The sequence below is a fragment of the Streptomyces sp. Rer75 genome (genome assembly GCF_013414305.1).
GTDB classification, from domain to species: domain Bacteria; phylum Actinomycetota; class Actinomycetes; order Streptomycetales; family Streptomycetaceae; genus Streptomyces; species Streptomyces himastatinicus.
In genome coordinates this window covers 2764595-2786536 of the sequence record NZ_CP058693.1, presented here as the reverse complement: position 1 = coordinate 2786536, position 21942 = coordinate 2764595, and the positions used below count along the sequence as shown (strand labels likewise).

Genomic DNA, 21942 nt, shown 5'->3' with positions numbered 1-21942 from the left:
ACCGCCATGCGCGCACCAGCCCCCTCCAGGCAGCTCTCCCGCACGGCCGGAGGTGATCAGTGATCCCACTGTCCCTCACCGAGATCACCGGCCTCGTCGGTGGGCAGCCGCACGACATACCGGACCCTGACCTGAAGGTCACAGGACCCGTCGTGATCGACTCCCGCGAGGTGCGGCCCGGGAGCCTGTTCGCCGCGCTCCCCGGCGAGCGCGTGGACGGCCACGACTACGCGCGCGGCGCGGTCGAGGCGGGCGCGGTGGCGGTCCTGGCCACCCGCCCGGTCTCCACACCGGACGCCCCGGTTCCGACGATCGTCGTCCCCGACGCCGTCGCCGCCATGGGCGCGCTCGCCCGCGCCGTCGTCGAGCGGCTGGGCACCACCGTGGTCGCGCTCACCGGCTCCGCCGGGAAGACCAGCACCAAGGACCTCATCGCCCAGCTGCTCCAGCGGCACGGCCCGACCGTATGGACGCACGGCTCGTTCAACAACGAGATCGGGCTGCCGCTGACCGCGCTGCGCGCCGATGCGGCGACCCAGCACCTGGTGCTGGAGATGGGCGCCCGAGGCAAGGGGCACATCCGTTATCTGACGGACCTCACCCCGCCCCGCATCGGGCTCGTCCTCAACGTCGGCACCGCGCACATCGGGGAGTTCGGCGGCCGCGAGCAGATCGCCGAGGCCAAGGGCGAACTGGTCGAGTCGCTGCCCCCCGCCGAGGACGGCGGGGTGGCGCTGCTCAACGCCGACGACCCCCTGGTGCGCGCCATGGCGTCCCGTACGAAGGCCCGTACCGTCCTGTTCGGCGAGGCCGGGGACGCCCACGTGCGTGCCTCGAATGTCCGGCTTGCCGACGGTGGCCGCCCCGCCTTCACGCTTCACACCCCTACCGGGTGCGGTGACGTGACCATGCGCCTGTACGGTGAGCACCACGTGTCGAACGCGCTCGCCGCGGCCGCCGTCGCCCATGAGACGGGCATGTCCGTCGACGAGATCGCCGTGGCGCTCTCCGAAGCGGGGCAGCTCTCCCGCTGGCGGATGGAGGTCACCGAGCGCTCGGACGGCGTGACGGTCGTCAATGACGCCTACAACGCGAACCCCGAGTCCATGCGAGCCGCGCTGCGCGCGCTGGCCGCGATGGGCGCCGCAACACCGGGGCGTCGCACGTGGGCGGTGCTGGGCCCGATGGCCGAGCTGGGCGATGAGTCACTGGCCGAGCACGACGCGGTCGGACGGCTGGCCGTCCGGCTCAACGTCAGCAAGCTCGTGGCGGTCGGCGGCCAGGAGGCCGCGTGGCTGGACATGGGCGCCAAGAACGAGGGTTCGTGGGGTGAGGAGTCGGTGCACGTGTCCGACGTGCGGGCAGCGGTCGATCTGCTGCGGAGCGAGCTGCGACCGGGGGATGTCGTGTTGGTGAAGGCATCCAGGTCGGTCGGCCTGGAGCAACTCGCGCAGGCGTTGCTCGAGGGTGAGGTCGCCGGGCGATGACCATGGGGCAGACCCTCCTCGCCGGTGGCCTCGCCGCGGGAGAAGAACACGTAGGCGCCATGAGGCAGATCCTCTTCTCCGGGGCCATCGGTCTCTTTCTGACCCTGATCGGCACTCCGCTGCTGATCAAGCTGCTCGCCCGCAAGGGCTACGGCCAGTACATCCGGGACGACGGCCCGCGGACGCACGGCAGCAAGAAGGGCACGCCCACCATGGGCGGCATCTCCTTCATCCTGGCCACGCTGATCGCCTACGCGGTGACGAAGGTGATCACGGGCAGCCAGCCGACCTTCTCCGGTGTGCTGGTGCTCTTCCTGTTCGCGGGCATGGGCCTGGTCGGCTTCCTCGACGACTACATCAAGATCGTCAAGCAGCGCAGCCTGGGCCTGCGGGCCAAGGCCAAGATGGCCGGTCAGCTGATCGTCGGTGTCGCCTTCGCGATCCTCGCGCTGAACTTCGCCGACGCCCGCCAGCAGACCCCGGCCTCCGACCGGCTCTCCTTCGTCCAGGACTTCGGCTGGTCCTTCGGCCCGGTGATCTTCGCGATCTGGGCGCTGTTCATGATCCTCGCGATGTCGAACGGCGTGAACCTCACCGACGGCCTGGACGGCCTGGCCACCGGCGCCTCCGTGATGGTCTTCGGCGCCTACACCTTCATCGGCGTCTGGCAGTACCAGGAGTCCTGCGCCAACGCGCAGACCCTCACCAACCCCTCGTCCTGCTTCGAGGTGCGCGACCCGCTCGACCTCGCCGTCGTCGCCTCCGCGCTGATGGGCGCCTGCTTCGGCTTCCTGTGGTGGAACACCTCGCCCGCCAAGATCTTCATGGGGGACACCGGCTCGCTCGCGCTCGGCGGCGGGCTCGCGGGGCTCGCCATCTGCTCCCGTACGGAGCTGCTGATGGCCGTCCTCGGCGGTCTGTTCGTCCTGATCACCCTGTCCGTGGTCATCCAGGTCGGCTCGTTCCGGCTCACCGGGCGCCGGGTCTTCCGGATGGCACCACTCCAGCACCACTTCGAACTCAAAGGCTGGAGCGAAGTCCTGGTGGTGGTCCGGTTCTGGATCATCCAGGGCATGTGCGTGATCGTCGGACTCGGCATCTTCTACGCGGGCTGGCGGGCTTCGTGACCATCGACGTCACCGACCTCGCCGGACGGCATGTCACCGTCGCCGGACTCGGCGTCTCCGGGGTCCCCGCAGCGCGTGCGCTGCGGGGCCTCGGGGCCACGGTGACCGTCGTCAACGGAAGCGACGGAGAGCCCCAGCGCGCCCAGGCGGCCGAACTGGAGCCGCTCGGCATCACGGTCCGGCTCGGCGACGGGGACACACTCCCCGAGGGCACCGAGCTGATCGTCACCACGCCCGGCTGGAAGCCCAGCAGCCCGCTCTTCCTGGCCGCCGAGAAGGCGGGCGTCCCGGTGTGGGGCGACGTGGAGCTGGCCTGGCGGCTGCGCGGCCCGGACTCCGCGCCGTGGCTCGCGGTCACCGGCACCAACGGCAAGACCACCACCGTGCGCATGCTGGCGTCCATCCTGGAGGCGGCCGGACTGCGCACCGCCGCCGTCGGCAACATCGGCGTCTCGCTCCTGGACATCGTGCTGGGCGATACGCCGTACGACGTGCTCGCCGTCGAGCTGTCCAGCTACCAGCTGCACTGGGCGCCCTCGCTGCGCGCCCACTCCGGCGCGGTGCTCAACCTCGCCCCCGACCACCTCGACTGGCACGGCTCCATGGCGGCGTACGCGGCCGACAAGGGCCGGATCTACGAGGGCAACCAGGTCGCCTGCGTCTACAACGCCGCCGACCCCGCCACCGAGGACCTGGTCCGGGCCGCCGACGTCGAGGAGGGCTGCCGGGCGATCGGCTTCACCCTCGGCACCCCCGGACCCTCCCAGCTCGGTGTCGTCGAGAACATCCTGGTCGACCGGGCCTTCGTCGCCAACCGGCAGAAGAGCGCCCAGGAGCTGGCCGAGGTCGCCGACGTCAACCCGCCCGCGCCGCACAACATCGCCAACGCGCTCGCCGCCGCGGCCCTGGCCCGCGCCTACGGCGTGCCGCCCCAGGCCGTACGGGACGGGCTGCGCGCCTTCCGCCCGGACCCGCACCGGGTGGAGCACGTCGCGGACGTCGAGGGCGTGGCGTACGTGGACGACTCCAAGGCGACCAACACCCACGCCGCCGAGGCGTCGTTGGGCGCGTACGAGCACATCGTGTGGGTCGCCGGCGGGCTCGCCAAGGGCGCCACCTTCGACGAGCTGGTGCTTGGCGCCGCCCCGCGGCTGCGCGGCGTGGTGCTGATCGGCGCCGACCGCGCCCTGATCCGGGAAGCGCTCGCGCGACACGCAGCGGATGTCCCGGTCGTGGACCTCGACCGGACCGACACTGGGGCGATGGCGGCGGCTGTCCGGGAAGCGGCCCGGCTCGCCCGGCCGGGCGATACCGTCCTTCTGGCCCCGGCCTGCGCCTCGATGGACATGTTCACCAACTACAACAAGCGGGGCGACGCCTTCGCCGCGGCGGTTCACGACCTGGCCCCGGGCCCGGTCACGGACGAGCAGTAGCCCGCCGGTCCCCCGCGAGGACCACCGCTCGCGCGGAGAACCTGGAGGGGATTCGACATGACGCCTGACCAGCCCGCCGCGCCGCGGTCCCGGCAGGCCGGAGCAGCCACCGGCCGCCCCGGGCCGCGGGCGGGCGGCGCCGCGCGGCCCCGGCCCGCGGCCCGGGGCGGGGAGCGGTCCGCGGCGCCCGCCCGGCCGCAGGGCGGCCGTGGCAAGGCCCCGGCCGCGATCCCCGGGGAAATGGGCAAGGCGGACAAGGGCAGGACGGGCAGGGCCAGGGCGGACAAGGCCAGGGCCGACGAGGCCGCGGCGGCCAGGGCCGCAGCCGGGAAGGGCCGCCCGAGCCCGCCGAGGGCCCCCCGCCGCCCGGTGATCCGCACACCGCGCCGTCCCTCCAAGGGCAGCCTGCTGGACGCCCTGCGGGGCACACAGCAGCGCGCCAAGAAGGCCTGGGACCGACCGCTCACCGCGTACTACCTGATCCTCGGCGGCGCCGCGCTGATCACCGTGCTGGGTCTGGTGATGGTCTACTCGGCCTCCCAGATCAAGGCGCTCCAGTCGGGCCTCGCGCCCTCGTACTTCTTCCGCAAACAGCTCTTCGCGGCGGTGCTCGGCGCCGCGCTGATGCTGCTGGCCGTGCGCATGCCGATCAAGCTGCACCGCGCCTTCGCCTATCCGCTGCTGGCCGCCTCGGTCTTTCTGATGTGCCTGGTCCAGGTGCCGGGGATAGGGATTTCGGTCAACGGCAACCAGAACTGGATCTCCTTCGGCGGCCCGTTCATGCTCCAGCCGAGCGAGTTCGGCAAGCTCGCGCTCGTCCTGTGGGGCGCCGACCTGCTCGCCCGCAAGCAGGACAAGCGGCTGCTCACGCAGTGGAAGCACCTTCTGGTGCCGCTCGTCCCGGCGGCGGCCCTGCTGCTCGGGATGATCATGCTGGGCGGCGACATGGGCACCGCGATCATTCTCTCGGCGATTCTTTTCGGCCTGCTTTGGCTGGCGGGCGCCCCCACCCGGCTCTTCGTGGGCGTGCTCGCCTTCGCCGGGGCGATCGGCGTCCTGCTGATCAAGTCCAGCGCCAACCGGATGTCCCGGCTCGCCTGCATCGGCGCCACCGAGCCCGGAGCCAACGATCAGTGCTGGCAGGCGGTGCATGGGATCTATGCTCTGGCCAACGGCGGATGGTTCGGCTCCGGACTCGGTGCATCCATGGAAAAATGGGGTGAACTCCCCGAACCGCACACCGACTTCATCTTCGCCATTACCGGGGAGGAACTCGGCCTGGCGGGGACGCTGTCGGTGCTCGTCCTCTTCGCGGCTCTAGGCTATGCGGGTATCCGCGTGGCCGGACGCACGGAGGACCCCTTCGTGAGGTACGCCGCGGGAGGCGTGACCACCTGGATCACGGCCCAGGCCGTGATCAACATCGGTGCGGTGCTCGGTCTGCTGCCGATCGCCGGGGTTCCGCTCCCGCTGTTCTCCTACGGAGGGTCCGCCCTGCTGCCGACCATGTTCGCCGTAGGTCTGCTGATCGCCTTCGCACGGGCCGAGCCCGCTGCACGGGCGGCGCTGGCCATGCGGCAGCCTGCTTTGCGGAAGAAGCTGGCTCGGGTGAGACGGAAGACGATGAGACGGCGCGTCAAGGAACGGCCGTCCGGAGAGCGGTGAATTTCGGTGCATGTCGTACTCGCCGGTGGGGGGACCGCCGGCCACATCGAGCCCGCGCTCGCCCTCGCGGACGCCCTGCGAAGGCAGGATCCGACCGTGGGGATCACGGCGCTCGGCACGGAGCGCGGGCTGGAGACCCGGCTCGTGCCAGAGCGCGGCTATGAACTCGGGCTGATCCCGGCCGTCCCGCTGCCACGCAAACCCACCCCCGAGCTGATCACCGTCCCCGGGCGGCTGCGCGGCACCATCAAGGCCGCCGAGCAGATCCTGGAGCGCACCAAGGCCGACTGCGTGGTCGGCTTCGGCGGCTATGTGGCCCTGCCCGGCTATCTGGCCGCCAAGCGGCTGGGCGTGCCGATCATCGTCCACGAGGCCAACGCCCGGCCCGGTCTCGCCAACAAGATCGGCTCCCGTTACGCCACGTCCGTCGGGGTCTCCACCCCGGACAGCAAGCTCCGCGGCGCCCGCTACGTGGGCATCCCGCTGCGCCGCTCCATCGCGACCCTCGACCGGGCGGCGGTCCGCCCCGAGGCGCGCGCGGCCTTCGGTCTCGACCCCAACCTGCCGACGCTGCTGGTCTCCGGCGGCTCGCAGGGTGCGCGCCGGCTGAACGAGGTGGTCCAGCGGGTCGCGCCGTTCCTCCAGCGGGCCGGAATCCAGGTCCTGCACGCGGTCGGCCCGAAAAACGAACTGCCGCATGTGGACAACATGCCCGGAATGCCGCCCTATATCCCGGTACCGTACGTGGACCGGATGGACCTCGCGTACGCCGCGGCCGACATGATGCTCTGCCGCGCGGGCGCGATGACCGTCGCCGAGCTGTCCGCCGTCGGGCTCCCGGCCGCCTACGTCCCGCTGCCCATCGGCAACGGCGAGCAGCGGCTCAACGCCCAGCCGTTGGTCAAGGCGGGCGGCGGGCTGCTGGTCGACGACGCCGAACTGACGCCCGAATGGGTGCAGAGCAATGTGCTCCCGGTGCTCGGCGACCCGCACCGGCTGTACGAGATGTCGCGGCGCGCCGCCGAGTTCGGCCGCCGGGACGCCGACGAGCTGCTGGTCGGCATGGTGTACGAGGCAATCGCGGCACGCCGCCAGGCGTGAGAAGGCAGGGAGCGTGGCCGGACCGACGACCGCCGAGAGCGGCCCCCGCAGGGCGTCGCCGTCCGGCCCGCCCCCGCGCGTCTTCGCGGCGCGGCGCAGGTTCCGCCTGCCCCGCCGCCGCACCCTGGTGATCGCCGCCGTGGTCGCGGCCCTGCTGGGCGGCGGGACCGGCTGGCTGCTGTACGGGTCGAGCTGGCTGCGGGCCGAGCGGGTGACGGTCACCGGCGAGGACGTGCTCACCCCGGGCGAGGTCCGCGAGGCCGCGGAGGTTCCGCTGGACACCCCCCTGGCCGCCGTGGACACCGGTGCGATCGGGCAGCGGCTGCGCGACCGGCTGCCGCGGATAGCGAAAGTGGACGTATCCCGGTCATGGCCGCACACCATCAGTCTTGATGTGACGGAACGCAAGGCCGAAGTGATTGTCGAAGAGGGCGGGAAGTTCCGCGAAGTGGACGCCGATGGCGTGCGGTTCTCCCGTGTGGCCAAGCGGCCGAAGGGCGTTCCGCTGCTCGAAATGGAGCCGGACCGGTCGCCGAGTTCACGCCATTTCGGCCCGGCGCGGCTGCGCCGCGAGGCCGTCCGGGTGGTCGCCGGGCTCCCCGCGAAGGTCCGTGCGGACATGCGCTCGGTCCGGGTCCGCTCGTACGACTCGATCACTCTGGAGCTGACCCGGAGCCGTACGGTTGCGTGGGGGAGCGATGAGCGCGGAGCCGCGAAGGCGAAGGCGCTCACGGCGCTCATGAAAGCGCGGCCCGACGCCGGTCACTTCGACGTCAGCGCGCCGAGCGCGCCCGCGGTGTCCCGCAGTTGACGGGGATACCAGCAGGCCAGCACCCTGGTTGGCTAGCCCACTGGGTGATCACATAGGGTGAAAAGAAAAGCGGGAGGTTCGGCGTGTTCATTGAACGCGCGCCACTTGTCGACTTAGTGTCCTGTTCCGAAGACTCCGGGAAACAGAGGCACTGGTAACCCTAAACTTCAGCGTTAGGGTTGGGGTCGGCAATCGGAACCGTCCCATTCGGCATCAGTCGGCGCACCGCGACAACAGCGGGGTGACGACACGTAACTCGAGGCGAGAGGCCTTCGACGTGGCAGCACCGCAGAACTACCTCGCAGTCATCAAGGTCGTCGGCATCGGCGGCGGTGGCGTGAATGCCATCAACCGGATGATCGAGGTCGGGCTCAAGGGCGTCGAGTTCATCGCGATCAACACCGATGCGCAGGCCCTGCTGATGAGTGACGCGGACGTCAAGCTCGACGTCGGCCGCGAGCTCACCCGTGGACTGGGCGCCGGCGCCAACCCCGATGTCGGCCGCAAGGCCGCCGAGGACCACCGCGAGGAGATCGAGGAGGTCCTCAAGGGGGCCGACATGGTCTTCGTGACCGCGGGCGAGGGCGGCGGCACCGGCACCGGCGGCGCGCCCGTCGTCGCCAACATCGCCCGGTCGCTGGGCGCACTGACGATCGGTGTGGTCACCCGTCCGTTCACCTTCGAGGGCCGCCGCCGCGCCAATCAGGCCGAGGACGGCATCGCGGGTCTGCGCGACGAGGTCGACACCCTCATCGTCATTCCGAACGACCGGCTCCTGTCGATTTCCGACCGTCAGGTGAGCGTGCTCGACGCGTTCAAGTCGGCGGACCAGGTGCTGCTGTCGGGTGTTCAGGGCATCACCGACCTCATCACCACCCCCGGCCTGATCAACCTCGACTTCGCGGACGTCAAGTCCGTGATGTCCGAGGCGGGCTCGGCGCTCATGGGCATCGGCTCGGCGCGCGGTGACGACCGCGCGGTGGCCGCCGCCGAGATGGCGATCTCCTCGCCGCTGCTGGAGGCGTCGATCGACGGCGCCCGGGGCGTGCTGCTGTCCATCTCGGGCGGCTCCGACCTCGGTCTGTTCGAGATCAACGAGGCCGCCCAACTGGTGAGCGAGGCCGCCCACCCCGAGGCCAACATCATCTTCGGCGCGGTGATCGACGACGCGCTCGGCGACGAGGTCCGGGTCACCGTCATCGCGGCGGGCTTCGACGGCGGCCAGCCGCCCGCGAAGAACCAGAACCGCGACAAGGTGCTGGGCTCGTACAACGGCGGCCGCGAGGAGAGCGCCGGCAGCCAGCCTCCCCGTCAGTCCGCCCCGGAGGCCGGCCGCCCGTCCTTCGGCGGCCTCGGCAGCGTCACTCCGCGTGAGGAGGAGCCCGCCCCGGCGGAGCCCGCTCCGGTCGCCGAGGTCCCGCCGCCGCCCCCGGTGTCCACCCCGCAGGTCCCGCCGGCCCGTCCCTACCAGGACAGCCAGGCCGAGGAGCTGGACGTGCCGGACTTCCTGAAGTGAGCCCGCTGCCATGGCTCCACGGCGACCCTGAAGCGATCCCGCAGTGATAGCGCAACAGCACGACGCGAGCGGCGCGCACTTCGCCTTCACCGACCGGTGGGGCGGGGTGAGCGCCGCTCCGTATGACGAGCTCAACCTCGGCGGGGCGGTCGGCGACGACCCCCAGGCCGTACGGACCAACCGCGAACTGGCGGCCAAGGCGCTGGGCCTGGACCCGTCGTCCGTCGTCTGGATGAACCAGGTGCACGGCCGGGACGTGGCCGTGGTCGAGGGCCCCTGGACGACCGGTGAGATCCCGGCCGTGGACGCGGTGGTGACGTCGCATCGGGGGCTCGCCCTCGCCGTCCTCACCGCCGACTGCACCCCGGTGCTGCTGGCCGACCCGGTCGCCGGTGTCGCCGGTGCCGCGCACGCGGGACGGCCCGGGCTGGTCGCCGGGGTGGTCCCGGCGGTGGTCGAGGCGATGACGGCTCAGGGCGCCGACCCGGCCCGGATCGTGGCCCGAACCGGACCCTCCGTTTGCGGCCGGTGCTACGAGGTCCCCGCGGCGATGCGCGCCGAGGTCGCCGGGACGGTGCCCGAGTCCTGGGCCGAGACCAACTGGGGCACCCCTGCGGTGGACGTGGCGGCCGGAGTGCGGGCCCAACTCGCCCGCGCCGGTGTGGAGATGGATGGAGAATCTCACATCTGCACGCTGGAATCGGCGGACCACTTCTCGTACCGGCGCGACCGCACGACGGGGCGGCTCGCGAGCTATGTCTGGTTGGACGGCTGAGCTGTGACGGATCGCAAGACGGAACTGGCCGCGAACCTGGCACGGGTGGAGGAACGTATCTCTGCCGCCTGCGCCGCCGCCGGTCGCAAACGCGAAGAGGTGACCCTGATCGTGGTCACCAAGACGTATCCGGCGAGCGACGTCCGTTTGCTCGCGGAACTCGGCGTCCGGCACGTCGCGGAGAACCGCGATCAGGAGGCCGCTCCCAAAGCTGCGGAATGCGCTGATCTGCCGCTGATCTGGCATTTTGTTGGGCAATTGCAGACCAATAAGGTGCGTTCTGTATCTAGTTATGCCGATGTGGTGCAATCGGTTGATCGCAGGCGATTGGTCGACGCGCTCTCGGGTGCGGCCGTGGGGGCCGCGCGCGAGCTGGGTGTCCTGATTCAAGTGGCGCTCGACGTGGACTCCGGGGAGCGGGGGCAGCGGGGCGGCGTCGGTCCGGACGGAGTGGGCTCGCTGGCCGAGGCCGTGGAGGCGGCCGACGGTCTGCGGCTCGACGGCCTGATGACCGTGGCGCCGCTGGCCGGTCCCTACGCGGACCGGCCGCGGGCGGCCTTCGACCGGCTGATGGAAATCTCATCCGGCCTGCGCGTGGCTCATCCGGCTGCGAACATGGTCTCGGCGGGAATGAGCTCAGATCTGGAAGAAGCGGTTGCGGCGGGAGCGACACATGTGCGCGTCGGCACCGCGGTACTCGGAGTCCGCCCCAGGCTCCGGTAACGTCGCGAAGAAGTCGGACCACAGCAGAAAATATGGTCATTCCCGTCAAAAGACGGGCAGGCCACGTGGATCCAAGGCATCCGGTGGCGGAGCCGATCCACCACAGAGCGGAGGACGCAGAGAATGGCCGGCGCGATGCGCAAGATGGCGGTCTACCTCGGCCTCGTGGAGGACGATGGTTACGACGGCCGGGGGTTCGACCCCGACGACGAATTCGAGCCCGAGCCGGAGCCCGAGCGGGAGCGTCGGCGCCATTCGGCAGTGGAGACCGAACCGCGGCCGGAAAGGGGCGAATCTGTGCGAGTCGTCCACCCCCCCGCACAGCGTGAACCGGCTCCGCTTGTGACGGAAAGCAGACAACCCGCGCGAATTGCCCCCGTGGCGTCTATCACACCTGAACGTCAGAACTTGGAGAAGAACGCACCGGTGATCATGCCCAAGGTTGTGTCCGAGCGGGAGCCGTACCGCATCACCACACTGCACCCCCGGACCTACAACGAGGCCCGTACTATCGGGGAACACTTCCGTGAGGGCACCCCGGTGATCATGAATCTGACGGAGATGGACGACACCGACGCGAAGCGACTTGTCGACTTTGCCGCCGGACTCGTCTTCGGTCTCCATGGGAGCATTGAGCGAGTGACGCAGAAGGTGTTCCTGTTGTCTCCTGCTAACGTCGATGTCACGGCGGAGGACAAGGCCCGTATCGCAGAGGGCGGGTTCTTCAACCAGAGCTGAGACGCAACACGGCAACACCGAGTCATCCGAGGCCGCAAGGCCGCGTACGAAACAGGGGAGAGGGACGCGCGAGATGAGCATCGCACTACAGGTGATCTACATCGCGCTGTACTGCTTCCTGATCGTGCTGATCTTCCGGCTGGTGATGGACTATGTCTTCCAGTTCGCACGCTCGTGGCAACCCGGTAGGGCGATGGTGGTCATCCTCGAGGCCACCTACACTGTGACCGATCCGCCACTCAAGCTGCTGCGGCGGGTCATCCCGCCGTTGCGTCTCGGGGGTGTGGCGCTCGACCTGTCCTTCTTCGTGCTGATGATCATCGTCTGGATCCTGATCACCGTCGTGAGCAATTTTGCGAGCAGGGTGTGAACGATACGGTCTTGCCGATTGCCGACGACTACGTTGAGGTGAAGTAGAGATGCCGTTGACCCCCGAGGACGTGCGGAACAAGCAGTTCACGACCGTCCGCCTCCGAGAAGGCTATGACGAGGACGAGGTCGATGCCTTCCTCGACGAGGTCGAAGCCGAACTGACCCGGCTGCTGCGGGAGAACGAGGACCTGCGCGCCAAGCTGGCCGCAGCCACGCGGGCCGCCGCACAGAGTCAGCAGCAGCAAGGCATGCGCAAACCTCCGGAACAGCAGGAGCGACCCGGCGCCCCTGTTCCCGCCGCCATATCCGGACCGCCGCAGCAGGGTCAGCCCGGCCCGCCGCAACAGCAGCAGCAACAGCAGCAACAGCAGCAGCAGATGGGCGGCCCGCCCCAGCTTCCGGGCGGCGCCCCGCAGCTGCCGGCCGGTCCGATGGGCCAGAACGGCCCCGGCCCGATGGGCCAGGGCGGTCCCGGTGGCCCCGGCGGGCCTGGTGGTCCCGGCGGTCCCGGTCCGATGGGCCAGAACGGCCCCATGGGTCCCGGCGGGCCCATGGGTGGCCCGATGGGCGGCCCCGGTGGTCCCGGCGGCCCGCAGCTGCCGCAGCCGGGTCAGGGCCCGGGCGGCGACAGCGCCGCGCGCGTGCTCTCGCTCGCGCAGCAGACCGCCGACCAGGCGATCGCGGAGGCCCGTTCCGAGGCCAACAAGATCGTCGGCGAGGCCCGCAGCCGTGCCGAGGGCCTGGAGCGTGACGCCCGCGCCAAGGCGGACGCGCTGGAGCGGGACGCGCAGGAGAAGCACCGTGTCGCGATGGGCTCCCTGGAGTCCGCTCGTGCCACGCTCGAGCGCAAGGTCGAAGACCTGCGCGGCTTCGAACGCGAGTACCGCACGCGGCTGAAGTCGTACCTGGAGAGCCAGCTGCGCCAGCTGGAGAACCAGTCCGACGACTCGCTGGCCCCGCCGCGGACCCCGGCGACCGCGTCGCTGCCGCCGTCCCCCTCGATGAGCGGGTCCATGGCTTCCTCGGGTGCCGGCTCGATGGGTGGCCACACGATGGGCGGCAACCAGTCGATGGGCGGCGGCCACAACCAGAACGGCGGCGCGCCGTCGTACGGTGGCCAGCAGCAGATGTCCCCCGCGATGACCCAGCCGATGGCACCGGTGCGGCCGCAGAGTCCGCAGCCGATGCAGCAGGCGCCCAGCCCGATGCGGGGCTTCCTCATCGACGAGGACGACAACTGACGCGTAGCGCGTCAGCGCGTCGTCTCGGCAATCACGAGGGCCGGGCCCGGGAGCGTGAAGCTCCCGGGCCCGGCCCTTTGCCGTGCGGGGGCGTCTTTCCCCTACCCGCCCCTCCCCGACCCCGGGGGCTCCGCCCCCGGACCCCCGGTCCTCAAACGCCGGACGGGCTGGAGTGCGGGCCCGTTGGGGCGCGGGTGCTGCTCTCCGGTTCCCGGGGTGCAGGTGCGGATGGGGGCTGCGTCCCGGGGCCCTGGTCCTCATGCGCCGGACTGGGTGTTCGTAAACGGGGCTCCGCCCTGCGGCGGCCGGGGTTGCCGTGCGGGGGCTGGTCCCGGATCGCGGGCCCCAACCGCCGCGGCTATGCCCGGTCTCGGTGCCCGGGCCCCATGCCCGTCGCCGCCGAGGGGCCGCGCGGTGTGCCGGTCGCGGCGCCCGGGCGGGCGTGCCGGAACCGGGGCCCGGGGCGGAGCTCCGGTTCTGGGGAGGGGTGGGTGGGGGCGAACTCCCTGCTGGGGGTTCGCCCCCCTCGGACGCCCCCAACCGCCGTGGCTTTGCCCGGTCTCGGTGCCCGGGCGGGCGTGCCGCAACCGGGGTCCGGGGCGGAGCCCCGGTTGCGGGGAGGGGCGGGTGGGGGACAAGCCCCGCCCGCGCGTTACGCCTTGCGGAGGCGGAACGTGAGGCCCAGGGCGCTGTCCTCGAAGGGGGTGCCGTAGGCGGCGTCGGCCTCGCCGGAGGCGAAGTCCGTGGCGAGGACCTCGTCCGCGATCAGCCCCGCGTGGTCCGTGAGGGCCTGGCGGAGTTCCTCGTCGGGCGACTCCCAGCGCAGGGCGATCCGGTCCGCGACGTCCAGCCCGCTGTTCTTACGGGCCTCCTGGATCAGCCGGATGGCGTCCCGGGCCAGGCCCGCGCGCCGCAGCTCCGGGGTGATCTCCAGGTCGAGGGCGACCGTGGCGCCGGAGTCCGAGGCGACGGACCAGCCCTCCCGCGGGGTCTCGGTGATGATGACCTCGTCGGGGGAGAGGGTGACCGTCTCGCCGTCCACCACGACCGACGCGTTCCCCTCGCGCAGCGCGACCGACAGCGCGGCCGCGTCGGCTTCCGCGATGGCCTTGGCTACCGGCTGGGTGCCCTTGCCGAAGCGCTTGCCCAGGGCACGGAAGTTGGCCTTGGCGGTGGTGTCGACCAGCGAGCCGCCGACCTCGTTCAGCGCGGCGAGCGAGGTGACGTTGAGCTCCTCCTCGATCTGGGCGCGCAGCTCGGGGCCCAGCTTCTCGAAGCCGGACGCGGCGACCAGCGCCCGCGACAGCGGCTGGCGGGTCTTCACGCCGGACTCGGCACGGGTGGCCCGGCCCAGCTCCACCAGGCGCCGTACGAGCGCCATCTGCGCCGACAGGGCCGGGTCGATCATGGCCTGGTCGGCCTCCGGCCACGAGGTCAGGTGGACGGAGTCGGGGGCGTCCGGGGACACGGGGACGACCAGGTCCTGCCAGACCCGCTCGGTGATGAACGGGACCAGCGGGGCCATCAGCCGGGTGACGGTCTCGATGACCTCGTGGAGGGTGCGCAGCGCGGCCGCGTCGCCCTGCCAGAAGCGGCGGCGCGAGCGGCGCACGTACCAGTTGGACAGGTCGTCCACGAACGCCGACAGCAGCCGTCCGGCGCGCTGGGTGTCGTATGCCTCCATGGCCTGGGTGACCTGCTCGGTGAGCGTGCCCAGTTCGCCCAGCAGCCAGCGGTCCAGCATGGGGCGCTCGGCCCGGGCCGGGTCGGCGGCGGACGGCGCCCAGCCCGTGGTGCGGGCGTACAGGGCCTGGAAGGCGACCGTGTTCCAGTAGGTGAGCAGCGTCTTGCGCACGACCTCCTGGATGGTGCCGTGGCCCACCCGGCGGGCGGCCCACGGCGAACCGCCCGCGGCCATGAACCAGCGCACGGCGTCGGCGCCGTGCTGGTCCATGAGCGGGATCGGCTGAAGGATGTTGCCCAGGTGCTTGGACATCTTCCGGCCGTCCTCGGCCAGGATGTGACCGAGGCAGACCACGTTTTCATAGCTCGACCGATCGAAGACGAGCGTGCCGACCGCCATCAGCGTGTAGAACCAGCCGCGGGTCTGGTCGATGGCCTCGCAGATGAACTGCGCCGGGTAGCGCTTCTCGAAGAGCTCCTTGTTGCGGTACGGGTAGCCCCACTGCGCGAACGGCATCGAACCCGAGTCGTACCAGGCGTCGATGACCTCCGGCACCCGCACGGCCTCCAGCGAGCAGCCGTCGGCGGGGCAGGCGAAGGTGACCTCGTCGATGTACGGGCGGTGCGGGTCGAGCCCGGTCTGGTCGGTGCCGGTCAGCTCGGACAGCTCGGTGAGCGAGCCGACACAGGTCAGGTGGTTCTCCTCACAGCGCCAGATGGGCAGCGGGGTGCCCCAGTAGCGGTTGCGGGAGAGCGCCCAGTCGATGTTGTTGTTGAGCCAGTCGCCGAAGCGGCCGTGCTTGACCGAGTCCGGGAACCAGTTGGTCTTCTCGTTCTCCCGCAGCAGCGCGTCCTTGACCGCGGTGGTGCGGATGTACCAGGACGGCTGGGGGTAGTAGATCAGCGGGGTGTGGCAGCGCCAGCAGTGCGGGTAGCTGTGCTCGTACGCCAGGTGCTTGAACAGCAGCCCGCGCTCGTCCATGTCGCGGACCAGCGCCTCGTCGGCCTTCTTGAAGAACTGGCCGCCGACCAGGTCCAGCTCCTCCTCGAAGGTGCCGTCCGTGCGGATCGGGTTGACGATCGGCACGCCGTAGGCGCGGCTGCTCTTGAAGTCCTCCTCACCGTAGGGCGCCTGGTGGACCAGCCCGGTGCCGTCCTCGGTGGTGACGTAGTCGGCGTTGACGACGAAGTGCGCGTCGGGGATCTCGACCAGCTCGAAGGGGCGCTGGTACGTCCAGCGCTCCATCTCCGCACCGGTGAAGCTCTGGCCCGTGGTCGTCCATCCCTCGCCCAGCGCCTGCTCGACCAGCGACTCGGCGACGACCAGCTTCTCGTTGCCGTCCGTGGCGACCACATAGGTCACCTCGGGGTGGGCGGCGACGGTGAGGTTGGCGACCAGCGAGAACGGGGTGGTCGTCCAGGCCAGCAGGGACGCCTCGCCCGCCAGCGGGCCGGAGGTCAGCGGGAAGCGTACGTAGACCGAGGCGTCGACGACGGTCTCGTAGCCCTGCGCCAGCTCGTGGTCGGACAGCCCGGTGCCGCAGCGCGGACACCAGGGGGCGACCCGGTGGTCCTGGACCAGCAGGCCCTTGGTGAAGATCTCCTTGAGCGACCACCACACCGACTCGACGTACTCGGGGTCCATCGTGCGGTAGGCGTCGTCCAGGTCGACCCAGTAGCCCATGCGCTGGGTCAGGTCGGCGAAGGCGTCGGTGTGCCGGGTCACCGACTCCCGGCACTTGGCGTTGAACTCGGCGATGCCGAACGCCTCGATGTCCTTCTTGCCGCTGAAGCCCATCTCCTTCTCGACCGCCAGCTCCACCGGCAGGCCGTGGCAGTCCCAGCCCGCCTTGCGGGCGACGTGGTAGCCGCGCATGGTGCGGAAGCGGGGGAAGACGTCCTTGAAGACGCGGGCCTCGATGTGGTGGGCGCCCGGCATGCCGTTCGCGGTCGGCGGGCCCTCGTAGAAGACCCACTCCGGCCGGCCCTCGGACTGTTCGAGGGTACGGGCGAAGATCTTGTTCTCCCGCCAGAAGTCGAGCACGGCGTGCTCGAGGGCGGGCAGGTCGACCTGGGCGGGCACCTGGCGGTACTGCGTCATCGGAACACGTCCTCCGGCGGATACGTCTCGTCGTTTCCGTCGGAGGGACGAGAGCCGTCAGCGCTCCCGCGGTACCACCCTCCTTGGCCGCGAGCAGTGCGCTCCCGGCCCCCTCATTAGGGTCGCGATGCCGGTTCTACTGGCCCTGTGCGGGTGTTCTTCCGGCGGCTCCGGGGTGATCCTTCGCGTCGCGCTCGCCCCCGGGCTCACACCGTCCCCGGGTCGCTCGTGGCCGCCTACGACGCTACTCGTCCCCATCCACGCCTTTCGCTGCGCCCAGTGTACGGGGCCGGACGGACCGCGGCCGACCGCTTTTCGCCGCTGCGCCGACTGGGGTATGGGCCGGACCCGAGATGACCCGAATGCCGATACGCCGGGTGCTTCAGTCCGGGAGTCGTCGTACGTCACTCTCCGGTACCGGTTCCCGGCCGGATTACCGGGCTGCGGGCGGGGCACAACGGTGGAGACCGGGTTGTCGTACGGGCAAGCCGGGCGAATCGGGCGGCGTGCCCCGTTGCCGCGTGCCCGGAGTCGATTTATCGTTCCGGAACGATTCGCGAGCAAGATCACAATATGTGAAGGGGCCGCGGCCATGGTGGCGAGGAAGACCGCCGTGCAGAAGAGCACGGCGAAGGCGACGAAGGCCGCGTCCGCGAAGAAGAGCGCCTCGGCCGGCAAGGCCACATCGGCCGCCGCGCAGGACGAGCAGGCCACGAAGGTCACGAAGAAGGCGGCCGCCAGGACGACGGCCGCCAAGAAGAGCGCGGCCAAGAAGACCAGCAAGACCACGAAGACCACGGTCAAGAAGGCCACGGCCAAGAAGACCGCGTCGGCCGCACCGGCCAAGAAGGCGGTGCCCGCGAAGAAGACGGGAGCCAGGAAAGTGGTTGCGAAGAAGACCCCGGGCGGCGCGCCGACCGCCAAGCAGGCCGCGCCGTCGTTCCCGCCGTCCGGCGTGCCCAAGGCCCGGGTGGCGGGCGGGCCCGTGGACCCCGCTGAGCTGGCCGTACGCCCCGGTGAGGACCCCTGGTCGGCGGAGGAGGTGGACGAGGCGCGCACCGAACTGCTGACCGAGGCCGGGCGGCTGCGCACCGAGATCCTGGCCTCCGAGCAGGCGATCACCGGGCTGATGCGCGACTCCGGCGACGGCGCGGGCGACGACCAGGCCGACACCGGGACCAAGAACATCACGCGCGAGCACGAGATGGCCCTCGCCGGCAATGCCCGCGAGATGCTGTTGCAGACCGAGCGCGCCCTGGAGCGGCTGGACGCCGGGACGTACGGCCTGTGCGAGAACTGCGGGAACGCGATCGGCAAGGCCCGGATGCAGGCGTTCTCGCGCGCCACGCTGTGTGTCGAGTGCAAACAGCGTCAGGAGCGCCGCTGACCGTCCGCACGCCTGTGCCGTACCCTCGTTTGAGCCAGGGGGAGACTGGCCCGGACGATGAGGGACACACGTTGACAGAGGCGGAGCAGGCCATCGGTACGCCAGACGCGGGGAAGGCCGAGGAGGGCGCCGGGACCAGCGCCGCCGGTGCCGCGTCCGGGGCCGGGAAGAAGCGGCGGATCGGAGTGCTGATCGCGGTCGCCGCGTTCGCGTACCTCCTGGATCTGGGCAGCAAGCTGGCCGTGGTCGCGAAGCTGGAGCACCACGCTCCGGTCGAGGTGATCGGCACCTGGCTCCAGCTGGAGGTGATCCGCAACCGCGGCGCCGCCTTCGGCATGGGCGAGGCGATGACCATCGTCTTCACGGTGATCGCGGCCGCGGTGATCGTGGTCATCGCGCGGCTGGCCCGCAAGCTCTACAGCCTGCCGTGGGCCATCGCGCTCGGCATGCTCCTCGGCGGCGCCTTCGGCAACCTCACCGACCGGGTCTTCCGGGCGCCCGGCGATCTTCAGGGCGCGGTCGTGGACTTCATCGCGCCCGCCCACTTCGCGGTCTTCAACCTCGCCGACTCGGCGATCGTGTGCGGCGGCGTCCTGATCGTGATCCTGTCGTTCCGCGGTCTGGACCCGGACGGCACGGTCCACAAGGACTGACGCCCGGCTGTCGCGGGGCCGGTATCCGACGGGCGTACGAACCGGTCCGCGCGGTCCGTCATACTCGACGGGTGAGTACGATTCCCGAGATCCGCACCCTGCCCGTACCCGACGGACTGGAGGGCGAGCGCGTCGACGCCGCGATCGCCCGCATGTTCGGCTTCTCGCGGACCAAGGCGGCCGAGCTGGCCGCCGCCGGGAAGGTACAGGTCGACGGCAGCGTCGCCGGAAAGTCCGACCGGGTCTCCGGCGGGGCCTGGCTCGAGGTCGAGATGCCGCAGGCCGCGCCGCCGGTCCAGATCGTCGCCGAGCCCGTCGAGGGCATGGAGATCGTCCATGACGACGACGACATCGTGGTCATCGCCAAGCCGGTCGGCGTCGCCGCCCACCCCAGCCCAGGCTGGACCGGCACGACCGTGATCGGCGGGCTCGCGGCCGCGGGCTTCCGCATCGCCACCTCGGGCGCCGCCGAGCGCCAGGGCATCGTCCACCGGCTGGACGTGGGCACCTCCGGGCTGATGGTCGTCGCCAAGTCCGAGCGCGCGTACACCCTGCTCAAGCAGCAGTTCCGGGAGCGGACGGTCGAAAAGCGCTACCACGCGCTGGTCCAGGGCCACCCCGATCCGCTCAGCGGCACCATCGACGCGCCGATCGGGCGTCATCCCCAGCACGACTACAAGTGGGCCGTCACCGCGGACGGCAAGCCGAGCGTCACCCACTACGACCTCATCGAGGCCTTCCGCGCCGCCAGCCTCCTCGACATCAAGCTGGAGACCGGGCGCACCCACCAGATCCGGGTGCACATGTCGGCCCACCGCCATCCGTGCGTCGGCGACCTCACCTACGGGGCCGACCCCACGCTCGCCAAGCGGCTGAAGCTGACCCGGCAGTGGCTGCACGCGATGCGGCTGGGCTTCGAGCACCCGTCCGACGGCAGCTGGATCGAGTTCGAGAGCCCCTACCCGGACGATCTTCAGCGGGCGCTGGACATCGTGCGGGCGGAGAGCGCGTGAGCCTGCCGTACGCGATCGAGGTGGTGACCGACGGCGACCTCACGGACTGCCATGCCGTGCGACGCGAGGTCTTCGTGGTCGAGCAGGGGATCTCCGAGGAGGAGGAGATGGACGCGTACGACGTGCACGCCGTCCACCTCCTGGCCTCCTCGGCGGGCCGCCCCGTGGGCACGGTCCGCTTCCTCCACGGCGCGGCCGCCGACAAGAAGTACGGCCAAGCCGGGGTGAACGGCGCCACCACCGCCGCCCTCGGCCGCCTCGCCGTGACTCCCGCGGCCCGCGGCACGGGCCTGGGCGCCGCGCTGGTCCGGGCCGTCGAGGCGGAGGCGGGGCGGCGCGGGCTGTCCCAGGTCTACCTGGAGGCGCAGACCCACGCGCTCGCGTTCTACGAGCGGCTTGGCTACGAGGCGTTCGGGCCCGAGTTCGACGAGGGCAGCGGCATTCCGCACCGCGCGATGCGGCGCTCCCTGCCGGGGGCTTAGCCCCCACCCCGCCCCTTCCCGAACCCGGGGCTGCGCCCCGGACCCCAGCCCCGACCCCACCGGGGGCTCCGCCCCTGGGCCCCCGCATGGTGCCTGGGGCTTCGCCCCGGCCCCACGGAGCGGGCGGGGGAGCCCGGCACGATCCGCGCGCTACCCCTAGGGGGTGTCCGCAAAGTCCCGTCGGGCCCACGACGCCTGGCACGCACGCTCGCTGCGTTGTCGGGCGCGTCCGAGTAGGCCCGCCCCCAGACTCCGTCCGGGAGGTGCCCCCGCGAGGACGACCCTCCGCCTTGCGATCGCACGCTCCCCCAGCTACCGCTGGGAGGTGCCCCCTGACGCCGCGGGCTGATCCAACGCGACTTTGCGGACACCCCCTAGCCCTTGCGGAAGCCGTTGTCGAAGCGGGCGAAGTGGTCCTCGTGCCCGGGGGCGGGATGCGTGGGTGCCGGGGCGGGCACCTGGGCCTGCACCGCGGGCGCGGTCGCGATCCGCGGCAGCGCGTACGGATGCTCCTCCCGCAGCCACGTGATCATCCGCTCCCGGATATCGCACCGCACCGTCCACGCGTCGTCGGAGTCCCGCGCGGTCACCAGCGCCCGCACCACGATGGTGCTCGGGCTGGTGTCGGTGACGACCAGGCTCCAGTCCCGGCCGTCCCAGGCCGGGGACTCCTGCACGATCTCGCGCAGCTTCGTCCGCATCTCCTCGATCGGGGCGTGGTGGTCGAGGTGGAAGAGGACCGTGCCGGTCTTCTGGGTGCCGCCGCGCGACCAGTTCTCGAACGGCTGGCTGGTGAAGTACGACACCGGCATGGTGATCCGGCGCTCGTCCCAGGTCCGCACGGACAGGAAGGTCAGGGTGATCTCCTCGACCGTGCCCCATTCGCCGTTGACCACCACCGTGTCGCCTATGCGCACCATGTCGCCGAAGGCGATCTGGAGACCGGCGAAGAGGTTGCCCAGCGTCGACTGGGCGGCGACACCGGCGACGATGCCCAGGATTCCGGCGGACGCCAGCATGGACGTCCCGACGGCGCGCATCGCGGGGAAGGTCAGCAGCATCGCCGACGCCGCCACCACCCCGACCACCGCGGCCACCACCCGCTGGATCAGCGTGACCTGGGTGCGCACCCGCCGCACCCGCGCCGCGTCGTGCGCGCTGGCGGCGTAGCGGGAGTACGAGGACTCCACGATGGCGCCGGAGCCGCGGATCACCAGCCACGCGGTCGCCGCGATCAGCACCAGGGTGAGCAGTCGGCCGATCGCCGTCTGGTGCGCGGTGATGGCCTCCGCGTCGACCGTCTCGTACGAGCCGCGCAGCAGCGCCGTGCACACCGTCACCTGGAGGGGCAGCCGGCAGCCGCGCAGCAGGTCCCACAGCGGGGTCTCCGGGTGCCGGGCGTCGATCCGCCGCAGCAGCCAGTCGGCCCCCCAGCCGATGAACACGGTGATGGCGAGGGAGCCGCCGATGACGATGACCGGACGCAGCACGTCCTCCATGAAGATTTTCCTCGTCCTTCCGCCGGAGGTTTCGGGTTCCGCCTTCCCGGGCCGTACCTGGCACGATGGGCGAAGCGCGTTCCACCCACTAGGAAGTGACCACTGTGACCCGTTCCCCGATCCTGCTCCTCCATT

Annotated in this window: 18 protein-coding genes; 16 read left to right on the top strand and 2 right to left on the bottom strand. The window is 71.1% G+C overall.

Annotated elements, in window-relative coordinates; all coding sequences use genetic code 11:
- The first annotated feature begins 59 nt into the window (after positions 1–59).
- The 12 genes from murF (at position 60) to HYQ63_RS11555 (ending at position 12989) form a co-directional block, all read left to right on the top strand.
- Positions 60–1487, top strand: a complete 1428-nt coding sequence (murF, locus tag HYQ63_RS11610; RefSeq protein WP_179933747.1) for a UDP-N-acetylmuramoyl-tripeptide--D-alanyl-D-alanine ligase — start codon at positions 60–62, stop codon at positions 1485–1487.
- A gap of 59 nt (positions 1488–1546) precedes the next feature.
- Complete coding sequence (mraY, locus tag HYQ63_RS11605) at positions 1547–2614, top strand: phospho-N-acetylmuramoyl-pentapeptide-transferase (RefSeq protein WP_009718658.1); 1068 nt, start codon at positions 1547–1549, stop codon at positions 2612–2614.
- On the top strand, positions 2611–4047 hold the full coding sequence (gene murD, locus HYQ63_RS11600) for a UDP-N-acetylmuramoyl-L-alanine--D-glutamate ligase (RefSeq protein ID WP_179933746.1): 1437 nt from the start codon (positions 2611–2613) through the stop codon (positions 4045–4047). Before mraY ends, murD begins: the two co-directional genes overlap by 4 nt.
- Positions 4048–4104: 57 nt before the next feature.
- A complete protein-coding gene (ftsW, locus tag HYQ63_RS11595; RefSeq protein WP_257231800.1) occupies positions 4105–5712 on the top strand; it encodes a putative lipid II flippase FtsW in 1608 nt (535 codons plus the stop codon).
- A gap of 6 nt (positions 5713–5718) precedes the next feature.
- The gene (murG, locus tag HYQ63_RS11590; RefSeq protein ID WP_123106667.1) at positions 5719–6813 is read left to right on the top strand and encodes an undecaprenyldiphospho-muramoylpentapeptide beta-N-acetylglucosaminyltransferase; all 1095 of its coding nucleotides are present in this window, start codon (positions 5719–5721) and stop codon (positions 6811–6813) included.
- A gap of 13 nt (positions 6814–6826) precedes the next feature.
- Entirely contained in the window at positions 6827–7624 is a 798-nt protein-coding gene (locus HYQ63_RS11585) for a cell division protein FtsQ/DivIB (RefSeq protein WP_179933745.1), read from the top strand.
- Between the two features lie 277 nt (positions 7625–7901).
- The gene (ftsZ, locus tag HYQ63_RS11580; protein WP_179933744.1) at positions 7902–9140 is read left to right on the top strand and encodes a cell division protein FtsZ; all 1239 of its coding nucleotides are present in this window, start codon (positions 7902–7904) and stop codon (positions 9138–9140) included.
- A 43-nt stretch (positions 9141–9183) separates the two neighbouring features.
- The gene (pgeF, locus tag HYQ63_RS11575; protein WP_179933743.1) at positions 9184–9915 is read left to right on the top strand and encodes a peptidoglycan editing factor PgeF; all 732 of its coding nucleotides are present in this window, start codon (positions 9184–9186) and stop codon (positions 9913–9915) included.
- 3 nt (positions 9916–9918) lie between these two features.
- Positions 9919–10638 (top strand): YggS family pyridoxal phosphate-dependent enzyme, encoded by a 720-nt coding sequence (locus tag HYQ63_RS11570; protein ID WP_179933742.1) that lies wholly within the window; start codon positions 9919–9921, stop codon positions 10636–10638.
- Positions 10639–10761: 123 nt separating this feature from the next.
- Positions 10762–11376 (top strand): cell division protein SepF, encoded by a 615-nt coding sequence (locus tag HYQ63_RS11565; protein ID WP_123106672.1) that lies wholly within the window; start codon positions 10762–10764, stop codon positions 11374–11376.
- A 73-nt stretch (positions 11377–11449) separates the two neighbouring features.
- Complete coding sequence (locus tag HYQ63_RS11560) at positions 11450–11746, top strand: YggT family protein (RefSeq protein ID WP_009718667.1); 297 nt, start codon at positions 11450–11452, stop codon at positions 11744–11746.
- 49 nt (positions 11747–11795) lie between these two features.
- Positions 11796–12989, top strand: coding sequence for a DivIVA domain-containing protein (locus tag HYQ63_RS11555; protein WP_179933741.1), 1194 nt, complete (start codon positions 11796–11798; stop codon positions 12987–12989).
- A 652-nt stretch (positions 12990–13641) separates the two neighbouring features.
- Here HYQ63_RS11555 and ileS read toward each other — a convergent pair.
- Entirely contained in the window at positions 13642–16773 is a 3132-nt protein-coding gene (ileS, locus tag HYQ63_RS11550; protein WP_179933740.1) for an isoleucine--tRNA ligase, read from the bottom strand.
- Between the two features lie 592 nt (positions 16774–17365).
- Here ileS and HYQ63_RS11545 point away from each other — a divergent pair.
- The 4 genes from HYQ63_RS11545 to HYQ63_RS11530 all read left to right on the top strand — a co-directional run bounded on the left by HYQ63_RS11545 (position 17366) and on the right by HYQ63_RS11530 (position 20308).
- Positions 17366–18160, top strand: coding sequence for a TraR/DksA family transcriptional regulator (locus HYQ63_RS11545; RefSeq protein WP_179933739.1), 795 nt, complete (start codon positions 17366–17368; stop codon positions 18158–18160).
- Positions 18161–18231: 71 nt separating this feature from the next.
- Positions 18232–18813, top strand: coding sequence for a signal peptidase II (gene lspA / locus HYQ63_RS11540; RefSeq protein ID WP_179933738.1), 582 nt, complete (start codon positions 18232–18234; stop codon positions 18811–18813).
- A gap of 71 nt (positions 18814–18884) precedes the next feature.
- Positions 18885–19826 (top strand): RluA family pseudouridine synthase, encoded by a 942-nt coding sequence (locus HYQ63_RS11535; RefSeq protein WP_123106836.1) that lies wholly within the window; start codon positions 18885–18887, stop codon positions 19824–19826.
- A complete protein-coding gene (locus HYQ63_RS11530) occupies positions 19823–20308 on the top strand; it encodes a GNAT family N-acetyltransferase (RefSeq protein WP_179933737.1) in 486 nt (161 codons plus the stop codon). Before HYQ63_RS11535 ends, HYQ63_RS11530 begins: the two co-directional genes overlap by 4 nt.
- Before the next feature lie 374 nt (positions 20309–20682).
- Here the strand turns inward: HYQ63_RS11530 and HYQ63_RS11525 are convergent, their stop codons facing one another.
- Positions 20683–21807 (bottom strand): mechanosensitive ion channel family protein, encoded by a 1125-nt coding sequence (locus HYQ63_RS11525; RefSeq protein ID WP_179933736.1) that lies wholly within the window; start codon positions 21805–21807, stop codon positions 20683–20685.
- Positions 21808–21942: the final 135 nt, after the last annotated feature.